The following is a 14,042-nucleotide window of genomic DNA, read 5'->3' on the forward strand; positions in this document are numbered from 1 at the left end:
TTCATGTTTGCTCGCCTCAAAGCATTATTTAATAAACATGTTGAATTTTCCCCTGACAGACTTGAGTCTGACCAGGTTTTTAAAGTTGTTGTAGCTTTATTGCTTATCTTTGGCTTAATAATGTTGGCCAGCGCCTCTTCTATAACAGCTTATAATTCATATCAAGATACTTATTACTTCTTTAAGAAACAATTTGTAAGCATTCTTGTTGGCGTAGCTTGTTTTTGGTTTTTTTCAAAAATTAATTATAAAAGATTACGTTTTTTTGCATTACCAGCTTTAATAATTTCAATTGTTTTGTTGCTATTGGTCTTTATTCCTGGCTTGGGTAAAGAAATTAATGGTTCTAAAAGTTGGTTGAATATCTTCGGCTATTCATTGCAGCCAGCCGAGTTCGTTAAATTAACTTTCATTGTTTATTTGGCGGCTTTATTTGAAAAAGGTTCTGAAACAGCGAATCGTTTTCGATCATTTTTAGTGCTTTATGGAGCTTTGGCTGTTTTAATGCTATTGCAACCAGACTTGGGAACTTTATCTATTTTAACAGTAGCTTCATTTTGTGTTTATTATGTTGGTGGAGGAAAATTGAAACATATCTTAGGCTTTATCGCTGCTGGTGTTATTGGTTTAGTAATTCTAGTAAACTTGCCAGGGCAAGGTTATAAATTAGATCGTTTCAAATGTTTTATTGATTCTAATCGCGATACTGGTAAATCTTGCTATCAAATTAATCAGTCTTTAATTGCTATTGGTTCCGGCGGCGTTCTTGGTCGAGGCCTAGGTGAAAGTCGTCAAAAATTTTTATATCTGCCAGAAGTGCAAAACGATTTTATCTTTGCAATTATCGCTGAAGAAACTGGCTTAGTTGGTTCAGCGATTGTTATTCTTTTGTTTGTTTTAATTTTTTATCGTGGTTGGATAGTGGCACATCGTTTAACTGATCCTTATGGAAGAAATTTGGTTGTTGGTATTATGGTTTGGATTGTTGGTCAAGCGGTTTTGAATATTGGTGGTATTACAAATTTTTTACCGATGACAGGAGTGCCTTTGCCTTTAATTAGCTATGGTGGAACCGCAATTATCGCGGCGCTCGCCGGCCTTGGAATTATTTCCAGCGCCAGTCGCTATGTCAGGTAAGCCTACGCTAAAGCTTCGGTTTATAAATAATATGAAATTGACATTATTAAAAATATCTCGTTATATAAGTTTAATAGTCTTTGTTTTTTCTTTATCTGCCTGTGGCTCAAATCAAAATGTTGAACAAGTAAAAACCGAACTTACTATTCCGCCGGGGAAAATACTTTTCATATCTAAAACTTGTTCTCATTGTGCTTTAGTTAAACAATATATCTCAGACAATAAAGTGTTAGCTAAAACATATTTTGTCGAGCGAGACATTACTAGTGATCAAGAAGCCTATCAAATAATGCCATTAGTTGGGCAACGCTGTGGTTTTACCGAAAGCAATTTAGGTGTACCATTATTCTGGGATGGCACTAAGTGCTATTTAGGAGATGAAAATATAATTAATTATTTTAAAACCTTACCATGAACGCTCTAGCTAAAAAACCACGTTTGCGCTTAGCGCCTTCGCCAACTGGATTCCTACATCTAGGTAATTTACGTACCGCTTTATTTGGTTATTTATTAGCTAAGCACTGGGGTGGCTCATTTATTTTGCGCATCGAAGACACAGACGAGAAGAGATTTGTTCCTGGCGCAATTGAAAGTTTAGTTAAAATTTTTCAGAACTTAGGCATCGCTTTTGACGAGGGGCCTGAAAAAGGTGGGGCCTATGGCCCATACGTACAAAGCGAACGCTTAGCGATTTATAAAGAAAAAGCTCAAGAGTTAATTGATAAAGGTGATGCCTATTATTGTTTTGCCGCCGCCGAAGAATTAGAGGCTATGCGACAAGAACAAGTCGCTCGTCACGAACCGCCGCGTTATGATCGTCGTTATCGCGATTTACCACCCGAAGAAGCTAAGCAAAGAATTGCTAAAGGTGAAACTTACGTAATTAGGCATAAAATGCCTTTAAGCGGAACCATTACGGTTCATGATGAATTGCGTGGCGATATTTCTTTTGCGGCCGAACAATTAGAAGATTATGTCTTGTTAAAATCAGATGGCTATCCAACTTATCAATTAGCTTCAGTAGTTGATGATCATTTAATGGAAATTTCTCATGTAACCAGGGGAGAGGAGTGGATTCCGTCTTTACCCAAAAATATCTTGTTATATAAAGCTTTAGGTTGGGAGGCGCCGCTATTTATACATCTACCATTAATTTTAAATAAAACCGGCGGCAAATTAAGCAAAAGACAGGGCGATGTATTTGTTGAAGATTATCTAAATAAAGGTTATCTTAAAGATGCGCTTATTAATTTTTGCGCCTTATTAGGCTGGCATCCTAAGGATGAACAAGAGTTCTTTACTTTAAATGAATTAGAAAAATCATTTGACATTAATGGTATTGGAATTAGCCCGGCTGTTTTTGATCAAGAAAAATTAGATTTTATTAATGGTCATTATATTAGAAACCTTTCACTTGATGAGTTACTAGATTTATCTAAACCATTTTTAGCTGAGCTACTATCAGGGGCTGATAAAAATAAAAATAATTCTGAATTTATTAAAGCTGTCATCGCTCTGGAACAACCAAGATTAAAAACCTTAAACGAGTTAAGTGAATCTACTGCTTTCTTTTTTGCAAAGACGCTTAGCTATGAAAAAGATTTGCTAATTTGGAAATCTTTAAGCGAGTCAGAGATAAAATCTAATTTAAATGAATTACAAGAAAAGCTTGCCAAAATTAATGAATCAGAATGGCAAACAAAAGATATTGAAAACGTAATTGTTTCTTGGTTAAAAGCTGACAATAAAAAGTTAGGTGATTATTTATGGCCTATGCGTGTGGCTTTAAGTGGTTTAAAGGCTAGCCCGGGACCATTTGAAATAGCTGCCGTTCTTGGCAAAGAAGAAACCATAGAAAAAATTACTTTCGCCTCTAGTCTTCTTTCTTAAAATGTGTTATAATATAAGTAGTTAGATAAAAAATTAAGCTTTACCATGCAATTTAAACTTAAAAAAAGCACAATTTATATTTCATTAGCAGCCATAATTGCCATTGTTGGCGTTAGTGGTTATTTAGTTAATGGCGTTATCGCCGCAATTCAAGCTCCGACCACAAATTCTGTCAGTTCTAAAGAGATTAATGATTTAAATAGTTCTATTGAACAAAAAAAGAAGCAACTTGACGAGATTAAAGACAAACAAGAGCAATATAAAAAAGTTATTGCCGAAAAACAAGCTGAACAGGCTACTTTAAAAAACCAACTCGCCATAGTTGATAACCGATTAGCTGAATCTCAATTAAATCTAGATCAGGTTAAAGTAGATATTGAAACAACAAATTTAGAAATTCAAAAAAACGATTTAGAAATTAATGAAACCGATAAATCAATTAAAGCCAATAAGAGTCACCTCAGTTCAGCTATTAGACTCTTAAGCCAAGAAGGTGATAGGTCGCAACTAGAGGTCCTATTACTTAATAACTATTTAACCGACTATATTAGTCAGGTAAAATATTTAGAAGATATCAATGGTAAAATTACCAACGGTTTGTCAGATTTAAAGACCTCAAAAGACGAGCTTGCGGAAAGTAAAATTAAACTTGAGGCAGGTAAAGAAAAACTTAGACAGTTAAGATCACAATTAGAAGAGCAGAGCGTGCAACTTGCATCTGAAAAAGATTCTAAGGCCTATATACTTGATGAAACAAAATCATCTGAAGCTGAATATCAGCGTTTATTGGCGCAAGCAAAAAGGGAACAGCAATCCGCATCATCGGACATCGTAAGTCTTGAAAAGAAAATTCGCAGCAAGTTAAATGCACAAGGAAGTACTAGTGTTCCTTTAAAGTACAATGGTTTTATTTGGCCAGTGCCAAAAAATACGATTACTGCAACATTTCATGATCCATCTTATCCTTTTAGATATGTTTTTGAGCATCCAGCCATAGACATTAGAGCAGGGCAAGGTACGCCACTAAGAGCTGCTGCTTCGGGTTATGTTGGACGAGCTAAAGATGGTGGTATGGGTTATAGTTACATCATGCTAGTTCATGGCGATGGCTTAGCAACTGTTTATGGTCACGTTTCGCGCATTTACGTAAAGGAAGATGAATATGTTACTCAAGGACAAGTTATCGGACTTTCTGGCGCAATGCCTGGAACACCGGGAGCAGGCTCACTTACAACCGGACCTCACCTTCACTTCGAAGTACGTCTTAACGGAATTCCAGTTAACCCTCTTGAATACCTCTAAATATTTAATTACAAATACATGTAAATAAAACAACTTCAATGTTGTTTTATTTTTTGTATGCAAGATAAATCTATGGCCGATGTTATTTTATATGATATAATATTAGTATATGGAAAACATCCTATTTTCAATCACTCCTGACTTTACACTTTTTTTTGAACTAAGCATCGTCATTGCGATTGGCGTCATTATTGCTATTGCTATGAGGTTAATGCGCCAGCCGCTAATTATTAGCTATATTATAACTGGTTTGATTGTCGGGCCGTTTGTGTTTAATTTTATAAAATCTTTTGAAACGTTTAATCTTTTCAGCGAGATTGGAATTGCGATTTTACTATTTACCGTTGGTCTAAATTTAACACCGAATGTAATTAAGCAATTCGGGAAGGTATCTGCCGTCGCTGGAATTGGTCAAGTAATTTTTGCTTTCAGTATTATATTCTCGGTTTGTTTGATGCTAGGCTGGACTCCAATCGTCGCCGCGTACGTAGCTATCGCCTTATCTTTTTCTAGCACCATCATCATTCTAAAGCTAATATCCGACAAAAAAGAACTTGAATCATTATATGCTAAAATCTCAGTTGGTTTTTTACTTATTCAAGATATTATTGCCCTGATATTACTGTTCTCAATTCCTTTGCTATCAACACCTGATCGCAGCTGGTTATCTATTTTAATAATGTTTTGCAAGGGAGCGACTCTCACTTTTCTAGTTTGGCTAATAGCACATAAAGTTCTTAAACCGCTTAACTCCTTCTTATCTCATTCACAAGAACTTCTCTTTATCTTTTCTGTTAGCTGGGGATTTATAATTGCTGCTTTATTTAAGGCCGCGGGATTTTCACTCGAAACAGGTGCTTTAGTAGCCGGTGTTGCTCTCGCTGTCATGCCATCGCGACATGAAATAAGTGCGCGCTTAGTCACCCTAAGAGATTTCTTTATTGTTGTCTTTTTCATAATGCTGGGTGCTCAAATGGTACTAACAGGAATAACTGCAATATTACCAGCGGCGATTATATTGTCTTTGTTCGTCTTAATCGCTAATCCGTTAATTCTTATGACTATTATGGGAATCTTCGGTTACCGAAAACGAACAAGTTTAAAAACTGCCCTGACTGTCGGTCAGATTAGCGAATTTTCCTTGATCTTAGTTGCCTTAGGAGTAAAGTTAGGTCATGTTGATTCTAAAATTTTATCATTAGTAACTCTTGTAGCTCTAATAACCATATTCTTTTCAACTTACATGATCCAATATTCTGAGAATATTTACAAAGTCCTTGAATCATTTTTATCAATTTTTGAAAGAAAGATTAATCGAGAACAAAAAGTTATTAAGTATAATTATTCAGTAGTATTGTTTGGTTGCAGTAGAATCGGGTCAGACTTTATAGAAGTTTTTAATAAAAAGAAAAAAAAGTTTTTAGTCGTTGATTATGATCCGGAAACCGTTGAAAATTTAGCTGCATCTGATATGCAAGTTGAATACGGCGACGCTACTGACATTAACTTTTTAGAATCATTAAACTTTAAAGATTTAGAAATTGTTATTTCTACAATTCCGACAGCAGAGTCAAATGTGTTGATTTTAGAAACCGTTCGTCGTTCAAATAAAAAGGCGACGATTATGATGGTTTCGCATAGCATCAAAGACGCTTTGAAGCTTTACAGCTTAGGTGCTGATTATATTATTTTGCCTCACTTCCTTGGTGGTAGATATGCGGCAGATATGTTAGTAAAACTCGATGGTCAATTTGGTCGGCGCAAATTCAGTGGTCTTAAAAACAGACATCTTGATTATTTACAAAAGAAATTGAACTTAGGACACGAACATCCAACTAACTCAAACTAGTATGTATTACTTTGCATCCATAATACTGATGTTGGTAATTTTTTTTGTATGGCAAGTACCAAAAAATCAAATTGAAAACATAGAAATTAATCAAGCAAATACAACAATAGAAGTTTTAGTAGAGGAACGTAAAGACCTGAAGCCACCAGCAGTAGTAAAGACAGAGACAAATAATGAGCAAATTAAAGTTGAGACTACGATAAGCAAATTAGTAGACCAAGTCGTACCATTCACTTCACAGGCTCCATTTGGGGGCTGGAGCGACGAAAGACAGCAAGATGGCTGTGAGGAAGCCTCGGCATTAATGGCTGTCTATTGGGCTAGGGGAGACAAATTAAGTAAGTTGGTTGCTTGGGAGAAAATTTCTGATATATCAGACTTTGAATTAAGAAATTATGGAGAATATCGCGACATAACATTGGACGATGTTGTTGATCATGTATTTAAAGATTATTTCAGTTACGAAAAAGTAGAGTTACAAGCTAACGTATCAATTGATGATATTATTAGCGAACTAAATAAGGGCAATCTTGTCCTCGCACCAATGGATGGACAAAAATTACATAATCCTTACTTTACTGCACCCGGGCCAGAAAGACATATGATAGTCATTCGAGGCTATGATCCAACAACTAAAGAATTCATTACAAATGATCCGGGTACGAAAAGAGGGGAGGCTTACCGTTATAACGAAGATATTTTATACGAAGCTATAAGAGTTTATCCGACTGGTTACCATGAAGAAATTAAAAAAGACGAAAGATCAATGATCATAGTTAGAAAATAAAAAAAAGGGCGTAAATGCATACAGCAAATACTCCCTTTAAAATTTCGAGACTAGCCTACTAATTTGTAGATAGTCTCTTCAAGGTCTTTCTCAAAAACAGGTTTTGACAACAAGGTTACGTTGCTTTTTTTGAAAAGACTGTGGTAGCCATTGTTTCTTTCAAAATCTTTATCAGACAAGGCTGATATGATAATAACTAAATTATCATCTTGTTTTGATATTTCTTTAAGTCTAACTAGCGAATCTTCTAAATTCGCCGTTACAACTTCAAAAACTACTAACCTATGTAAAACTAATGGGCCTTTCTGCTTACATGCCCTAAGTCGTATGTTTGTTAAATAGATGTCAATTAACTTTTTGTTAATTGGATTTTCCATAACAACAGATACTTCAAGTTTCAGATTTTTCTCCATCGCGATATTTTGATTTTGATTTTTTGTTTAAGTAAGCTTCAGGTAGCCAGCCTAAAAGATGAGGGACTTGATCCTCAGCACTATGGGGCGACTCGAAAGTTGTTTTTCTGCCACTACTCATTTCAACCATAACTCTTTGCTTTTCTTTACCAAATATTGGATCAAAAGCTAGTGAGCCGGTAGTTACCCAGCCGTCCGCTACTAACTCAGAGATAACCTTGAGAAATTTCTCTGATTTTTCTAATCTTTTCATTTTAAAGTACGATTGATTTTAAATAAATTGTTAACTGTAAAATATCACGAAAGTGTAATTTTGTCAAATATAAAACAGACCGATACTAAGGCCTGTTTTTATGATATGTATTATTTTTGCTTCTTTATTTCTTTAGCTGCCATGGTTCCCAAATCCATTACTTCTTCCTTTAATTCGATTAAAAGTTTCATAATACTCATAAACTTGCGTTTGATTTTTGGGTCAGCGGTTTTAAGTAGGGGAGCTAGCTTGGAGATAGCGGCGCCTAAGATAGTTAATAGGCCAATCACCTTAACTGCGTTTGCTAATTTCTTTGCCATATTTGTAAAATAATTGTAAGATTATATAATAATTATACTCTAATCTTATGAAAAAGCTAATTTCTAGATTGTTAATCATCGCTGTTCTATTGCTCATCTGTTTTATTGGCTACGTGTACAACATGAAGCCAAGCTGGTTGTCTTTCATTCCCTGGCCAAAGACTCCGGCTCTAAGCACGGAAGAAATAAGCTCAAAGCAAAAAGCCTGTGATGATCGTTTTACTGAGGCACAGAAGATAACCAATACCATAAGAGAAAGAGGTCAAAGAGTTACTGAGCCAAAAATATTTTACAGCCCCACAACAAATTCGTGCATTATAAGTTACTTTGTTCAAGATATGAAGCTGGAGGAAAACACAACCTATAACACTTTTATAATATACGATTTAGATCGCAGCAAAAGACTTTATGAAAATGGAGCCGATGCAATTACCAACTATCCATCATATTTAGAAAAAATTAAATCCTTAGGCGGAAAATAATTTTGTTATTGAAACATATTCTGTTATAATTAAAACAATATTTATTAAACAAAAAAATATGATTAAAACAAAAGCGCGTGTAAAAAGTAAAGCTAAAACAAAATCAATCGCCCTAGCAATCGACAAGCCGGTTTCTAAAACAGCTAGCATGTCATGTGGTACGTCATGCTGGATTTGCCCATTGTTTAAAGTAATGATTGTACTATTTGTAATTATGATTATTCTTTGGCTTGGCTTCTTTTTTGGAAACTTAAGTGCTCAAAGCTATATTGGTTCAGGCTACCGTGGGATGTCAGTAACAAAAACTGGCTGTATGAAGAATTTAAATGCCGAAAAGAAAATGTGTAATGGAGCACCAGTTGATCAGCTAGCCTCAAAAATAAACTCAGTTTTAAAAGATAAAGAGGGGAATGAGTTTGATAAAGAGTTTCTTCTTGAAATGACTATCAACCATCAGGCCACGCTAGAAATGGCTCAATTAGCACTAACTAAGTCTAGCCGAGCTGATATCAAGACTTTAGCTCAAAGCATTATTGATTCACGCACCAAAGAGCTTGAGCAAATGAAGGCATGGCAAACGGATTGGTTTACTACTAAGTAAGATATTCAAAAACTAGCTCACAAGGCTAGTTTTTTTGTAACAAAAAAACCGACCAATTATTTGCTCTTCGTTGAAAGAGACAAATAACTAGTCGGACCGTCCGCGATACTTCGTTTAGAAGTATATATGGACATATAGGTTGGTTGTTTTGAACTCCTTAAACTCGTGGCCTATACCAATAAGAGTTTTGCAGCTCAAGTTGTTTGTTACCTTTGTGGTAAATGTTTTTGTTAATCCGATTTCGAGATTAACAATGTTTTTCTTTACATCATCAACCGTACTTGAAGGATTTTTCGTTGTTGTGAATGTAAAGTATGGACAGAATATAGGGAAAGTGTAGTCGACGTAGACTGACGCTTCGTCGTTACTATTTAAGTAGACTAGCCAGGATGTCTTATCCAAATCCATTGTCAGAGCAAGCCCTGATTTTTTTGGTGAATAATAGCCACCGACGCCTACCTTTACATCTTTAAAACTGTTTGTTGCGAACATGCCATATTCCATTTGCTTATCTTTTGCAAGATAGCAAGCACCAGTTATAATATCAAGTGAACCGAATCTTCCGCTCAAGTTTAAACCAGTATGAGAACCTGGCGTCCTAACCATTAGACGAAGGGGCCAGAATGGTTTATATCTTTATTTTAAAGGTGTTATTGCCTTTAAATAGAGAGTTCTGTGTTTATTATCTATTACTATCTTTATCTATATTCTACTACACTTCATCACTTTTTAGTCATCATTTAGTCATCCTTTTAAATGGCGATACAGGGAAGAGTGATGAAGTTAGCCGGAATGACATAGGGGGGGGTGGGCCCCCAATATGTTTGGTCTATTCTTAATAGGGGTATTCAAATACAACCTCTATTTTTGAAAATGATTTTTATTATAACAATAACTGATAAATATATCAATTTCAGCTTTTAAATTATAGCATAGTCTTAGTTGGGTCTAGTGCTTCAGATAGGTAAATTTATACTTAACAAAAGTTGACAATAGTTTACGTGGGTGTAAGATATGAATATATAATATTATTAAAAAAATATGAAAACAGTAGAAATTTTTGACGAAGATAATTCAATTATTATAGATGATGATTATAGTACAACGGACTTCACATTCTATCCTGAAGAGAAAAAAATTAAAGTAAGCAGTAGTGTCAAAAATGATTGTTTTTATAATAATGACACGATTGAATATAAAATATCCGCAGATCCTATCGAGATATGGATGCGTACGTTAGAAAGTTCACATGAGCCTCCTTTGGAATATTCTATAAAAGATGGTGTAATTTTAGAATCCGAGATTAAAAAGAAAAACAGTATTTTTCCTGATAGAATTGAAAATCTAAAAAAGGAGGTTGAGTGGAGTAAAGTGCCTTTGTTTGGTAATTATGAAGTTAATCTTTATATATTGTCCAAACACCCAGAGATTATTTCAAAGGAAGATTACAAGAGATTTCTAAGACAATCAGCAGAAAAAATAAAAATTGGTGTTTCAAAAATAGAAGAGGCGGTTAAAACAGATAGTCATGGTTTAGAAATTTATAAAAGTGAATATGGTAAAAACATATGGTATATAAATAGTGAATCAGAAAAAAAAGAGATGGATGAATATTATGATCTGCCAGAGAAAAAAAGGAAAGACACCAACTACGCAAAAAAACTTGAATATATAGAAAAATTCAATAATTCCTTGTTCGATGAAAAGTCACCTAAGTATGTGGGGATACCAAATTATGAATTTAAAATGAGCGTTGAAATTTTAGAATATATAGAAAAATTATTAGACAAAAAAGAAATAGTTGCTAGTGAAGATAGTGATGCAATAAAGAAAAACCCGTGGCGATGGCTTGGCTATACTTGGACCATTATTATTAATTTAATAACAATCGGTGTCGTTTTAGCAATTTATGATAAAGTTTACGCGAATTTTGAAATAATTGTAGTGTCAATTCTTATTTTAATTTATTTAAGTTTACAAAGCTTTTCAATGATTTATGGCCGAACGATTTGGCAGACTGCCTTAGGGCTAGACGTAGAATTTAAACGTATTAGAAAATTATTGAAAAATGAACCAAATAAAGATGAAAAGGATGAAATGCAAGAAGCTAAAAAGACAGTTAACGAAGCAATGATAAAAATGTATATCAATGCTGCGTTTTTGTTTATTATTTACTTAATTACACTTCTTCATCTTTTTGGCGCATTACAAAATTAATATGAAAGAAAAATGTGAATATCAGTTCTATACAGTAGAAGAAATAGCAAAGATTTTAAAAGTTAGTAAGATGACTATTTTTAGGTATATCAAAAGCGGTAAGTTAAAAGCTATTAAGGTTGGTCAATGGAGAATTAAAAAAGAAGATTTTGATAAATTTATTAAGTAATCATATGACAATAAAAGAGTTAAATAACAAATGGTGGTATAGGCTAGTGAAGGTTTCCTATATCGCTATATTTGTTCTGTTCTCTGTAATTGCAATAACGTTGTCTATTGAAGAAGTTGGGAACTATCAAGAAGATTACACTGTTAAATGCAATTACGGGAATAAAGGAACATTTTTAGCGGCTAAAGATAAGAATATCTATATATCGTCAACGTATGATTACTCTAATAGCTTGACTGATTTACCAGATTATATAAAAACTGACTTACAATCAGCATGCGGAATTTCAAAAAATGAAATATCTGAAATACTTGGTTATACCGACGGATTTATACCTGACGATAGACTAAATTCGTTCGAAGGTAAAAAGTTATTTGAATTAACAAAGACAAAAATAAACATCACTACCCACTTGGACGCAATCCTTCAGGCGCTGTTTTCATTATTTGGTATTTGTGTAGGGTTCGAGGTAATAAGAAGAGTTTTTTATTATGTTGTTATCGGAAAAATTAAACCGAAAGAATAGTGAATATTTGATAAATTTATAAACAAATAATATGAGTAATAAATTAGTTTCATCAATAATAGGGAAAATTAACAGCATACGTCGAAAAGAATTTGAAAAAAAATTGCCGGAAGGGCAAACTCTTGAATTCGAAAAAGCTAGAATTATTGAAGAATTAAAAAAATATTTATTTTTTTTAGAAGAGTACATCAAAAATATTCTAAGTAAAAAAGATGAAATTGAAGCAAAAATTAAACAAATAAAAGCTGAAACTAATCAAAGTTTGAATGAGGAACAACTCATAAAAGAGTTATGGATTCTGCGGTACACTTGTTTGCACCTATGGTTCTTTGGTATCAAGCCACCAAAAAATCAAAACGATATAGATGAAAATGTTTCTCTCATTAATCACGCCTTTCAGAGCATAGAAGAAGTGTCTAATTTTTTACCATGGCTTAAAAAAGGATTTACAGAATATACTAGTATTGATGAATTAAGGTTTTCTGATTTAGAAGAACTTGAATCAAAAATTTCAGAAAAAATTTCAGGAAAGATTCCTTTAATTGCTTTTGAGTGTACGGGGGGTAGGCTCGGTGGTGAATTGCATGATTTTGTAATCGAGTTATTAATGACAACTATTACACAAGATAAAGGAATCTTTGAAACAGGACATGGTGATATAACAGGAGAAGAGACAGAAAACATAAAAAAGGTTATCGGTGATATGAGCACTAATAGAACTAAATTAGCTGAAGATTTTTTTGATGAACTTATTAATTAACAGAGAGCTCTACTAACATGGACAAAGATATAAAAAAATATTCAACAGAGTTCTCTAAGCTGTTTTTTGGCACAGCTGTTGTTGCTATTATTTTTTTAGCAATTTTCGAAGCTTCTACGCCAATAATAATTATAGTATTTTTTATAATTGTTATCTCTATCTCATTTTCGACACATAAGACTATAGCCAACGAAGAACGTAAACAACACAATAATGAAATAGAAAAATTTCAAGAACAGTTAAAAATCTCAGTAAATAACCTTGAGCAGGCTCGGATAGATGAAAATCTATGGAAGAAAACATTACTAGAAAGAGCTTCTGGATTTCCAAGTTTAATTAATAGAATTTTAGAATATGAAAAATTAAGAGATGATGGGACCTCTTATTCTCTAAGGGTTAAAAGTCACCCCGCTTATAAGGCTTCTGATGTAGTAAAAGAAGAGGCAAAAAGAAGACGAGAGGCAGAGTTTATTAGAAAAAAAACAGAAGCTATTATTGAATACTATGAATATTTAGCACCGTTTTTATTAGATGTAAAAGAAGATGTTGATATAGACCAGGCTGAAATTTTTGGAGAATATACAGAAGAGGAACAGCAAGATCCAGCGATTAACTATCTTACAAAAGAAGAATATAGGAAACTGCCAGCCGTCGAGAGAAATCAATTAGCATTAGATCGATTTTGGAAGCGCCCCAATAAGTCTAAATGGCTTATTGGTAAATTATATGAAAGGTATGTTGGATATTTGTATGAAAAAGATGGTTACAATGTTGAGTACCATGGGATACAATATAAACTAGAAGATCTAGGAATAGATTTAATTTGTAAGAAAAATAATGAAATAGTATTAATACAATGTAAAAATTGGGCGAGTTTTAGAACTATTTATGAGAAACATATCTTTCAGTTTTTCGGAACATTTTTTCAGTATAGAGATTCTAATCCTGGGAAAAAAATAAGAGCAGTTTTCTGCACAACTACAAAGCTATCTGAATTAGCCACAAAATTCGCAAATGCCTTGGGTATTGAATTGAAAGAAAATTTTAAATTTGATCAGTCTTACCCATGTATTAAATGTAACATAAATAATTCTACTAATGAAAAGATTTACCACCTACCATTTGATCAGCAATATGATAAAACTAAAATTCTTGGTAAAAATGAAATTTATTGCAGGACAACAAAGGAAGCTGAGGTCGCCGGATTTAGAAGGGCTTTCCGTTGGCATGGAAGCAAGAGTGATGGCTAGCAATATGGAATTTTTGAATGATCTAGAGATAATTAAAACAATATAATAAGATTGCTTTTTAATGCTACTTAAATAAATAATTATAT

17 protein-coding genes are annotated in these 14,042 nt (G+C 33.6%); 13 read left to right on the forward strand and 4 right to left on the reverse strand.

Annotated elements, in window-relative coordinates; genetic code table 11:
• Window positions 1–3: 3 nt before the first annotated feature.
• From ftsW to NTY12_02665, 6 genes are all read left to right on the forward strand, one after another.
• Window positions 4–1,137 carry a putative lipid II flippase FtsW gene (ftsW, locus tag NTY12_02640; GenBank protein MCX6792898.1) on the forward strand — a complete coding sequence of 378 codons (1,134 nt, stop codon included), beginning with the start codon at window positions 4–6 and terminating at the stop codon, window positions 1,135–1,137.
• A 31-nt stretch (window positions 1,138–1,168) separates the two neighbouring features.
• Complete coding sequence (locus NTY12_02645; GenBank protein MCX6792899.1) at window positions 1,169–1,552, forward strand: hypothetical protein; 384 nt, start codon at window positions 1,169–1,171, stop codon at window positions 1,550–1,552.
• Window positions 1,549–3,027, forward strand: a complete 1,479-nt coding sequence (gene gltX / locus NTY12_02650) for a glutamate--tRNA ligase (protein MCX6792900.1) — start codon at window positions 1,549–1,551, stop codon at window positions 3,025–3,027. The genes NTY12_02645 and gltX overlap by 4 nt, the downstream gene beginning before the upstream one ends.
• Before the next feature lie 45 nt (window positions 3,028–3,072).
• Complete coding sequence (locus NTY12_02655; GenBank protein ID MCX6792901.1) at window positions 3,073–4,329, forward strand: peptidoglycan DD-metalloendopeptidase family protein; 1,257 nt, start codon at window positions 3,073–3,075, stop codon at window positions 4,327–4,329.
• Window positions 4,330–4,438: 109 nt separating this feature from the next.
• Window positions 4,439–6,178 carry a cation:proton antiporter gene (locus NTY12_02660; GenBank protein MCX6792902.1) on the forward strand — a complete coding sequence of 580 codons (1,740 nt, stop codon included), beginning with the start codon at window positions 4,439–4,441 and terminating at the stop codon, window positions 6,176–6,178.
• A 28-nt stretch (window positions 6,179–6,206) separates the two neighbouring features.
• Window positions 6,207–6,965, forward strand: coding sequence for a C39 family peptidase (locus NTY12_02665; protein ID MCX6792903.1), 759 nt, complete (start codon window positions 6,207–6,209; stop codon window positions 6,963–6,965).
• A 50-nt stretch (window positions 6,966–7,015) separates the two neighbouring features.
• Here the strand turns inward: NTY12_02665 and NTY12_02670 are convergent, their stop codons facing one another.
• From NTY12_02670 to NTY12_02680, 3 genes are all read right to left on the reverse strand, one after another.
• On the reverse strand, window positions 7,016–7,378 hold the full coding sequence (locus tag NTY12_02670) for a hypothetical protein (protein ID MCX6792904.1): 363 nt from the start codon (window positions 7,376–7,378) through the stop codon (window positions 7,016–7,018).
• Window positions 7,356–7,631, reverse strand: coding sequence for a hypothetical protein (locus NTY12_02675; GenBank protein MCX6792905.1), 276 nt, complete (start codon window positions 7,629–7,631; stop codon window positions 7,356–7,358). Before NTY12_02675 ends, NTY12_02670 begins: the two co-directional genes overlap by 23 nt.
• Window positions 7,632–7,741: 110 nt before the next feature.
• Entirely contained in the window at window positions 7,742–7,951 is a 210-nt protein-coding gene (locus NTY12_02680) for a hypothetical protein (GenBank protein ID MCX6792906.1), read from the reverse strand.
• Between the two features lie 47 nt (window positions 7,952–7,998).
• On the opposite strand from NTY12_02680, the gene NTY12_02685 reads away from it, so the two are divergent.
• Both NTY12_02685 and NTY12_02690 read left to right on the forward strand, forming a co-directional pair.
• Window positions 7,999–8,433 carry a hypothetical protein gene (locus tag NTY12_02685; GenBank protein ID MCX6792907.1) on the forward strand — a complete coding sequence of 145 codons (435 nt, stop codon included), beginning with the start codon at window positions 7,999–8,001 and terminating at the stop codon, window positions 8,431–8,433.
• A 58-nt stretch (window positions 8,434–8,491) separates the two neighbouring features.
• The gene (locus tag NTY12_02690; GenBank protein MCX6792908.1) at window positions 8,492–9,034 is read left to right on the forward strand and encodes a DUF305 domain-containing protein; all 543 of its coding nucleotides are present in this window, start codon (window positions 8,492–8,494) and stop codon (window positions 9,032–9,034) included.
• Between the two features lie 114 nt (window positions 9,035–9,148).
• On the opposite strand, the gene NTY12_02695 is transcribed toward NTY12_02690, so the two are convergent.
• Window positions 9,149–9,640, reverse strand: a complete 492-nt coding sequence (locus NTY12_02695; protein ID MCX6792909.1) for a hypothetical protein — start codon at window positions 9,638–9,640, stop codon at window positions 9,149–9,151.
• A 435-nt stretch (window positions 9,641–10,075) separates the two neighbouring features.
• Here NTY12_02695 and NTY12_02700 point away from each other — a divergent pair, with 435 nt between their 5' ends.
• From NTY12_02700 to NTY12_02720, 5 genes are read left to right on the forward strand one after another with little or no spacing between them, the layout of a single operon-like run.
• Window positions 10,076–11,251: a hypothetical protein gene (locus NTY12_02700; protein MCX6792910.1), complete on the forward strand. Its 1,176-nt coding sequence runs from the start codon at window positions 10,076–10,078 to the stop codon at window positions 11,249–11,251.
• Window position 11,252: 1 nt separating this feature from the next.
• On the forward strand, window positions 11,253–11,420 hold the full coding sequence (locus tag NTY12_02705) for a helix-turn-helix domain-containing protein (protein MCX6792911.1): 168 nt from the start codon (window positions 11,253–11,255) through the stop codon (window positions 11,418–11,420).
• A gap of 4 nt (window positions 11,421–11,424) precedes the next feature.
• Complete coding sequence (locus NTY12_02710; GenBank protein ID MCX6792912.1) at window positions 11,425–11,946, forward strand: hypothetical protein; 522 nt, start codon at window positions 11,425–11,427, stop codon at window positions 11,944–11,946.
• Window positions 11,947–11,977: 31 nt separating this feature from the next.
• Window positions 11,978–12,706, forward strand: coding sequence for a hypothetical protein (locus NTY12_02715; protein MCX6792913.1), 729 nt, complete (start codon window positions 11,978–11,980; stop codon window positions 12,704–12,706).
• A 17-nt stretch (window positions 12,707–12,723) separates the two neighbouring features.
• A complete protein-coding gene (locus NTY12_02720; protein MCX6792914.1) occupies window positions 12,724–13,956 on the forward strand; it encodes a restriction endonuclease in 1,233 nt (410 codons plus the stop codon).
• Window positions 13,957–14,042 lie beyond the last annotated feature (86 nt).

Source organism: Candidatus Falkowbacteria bacterium, assembly GCA_026396835.1.
GTDB lineage: Bacteria > Patescibacteriota > Patescibacteriia > Patescibacteriales > Patescibacteriaceae > Patescibacterium.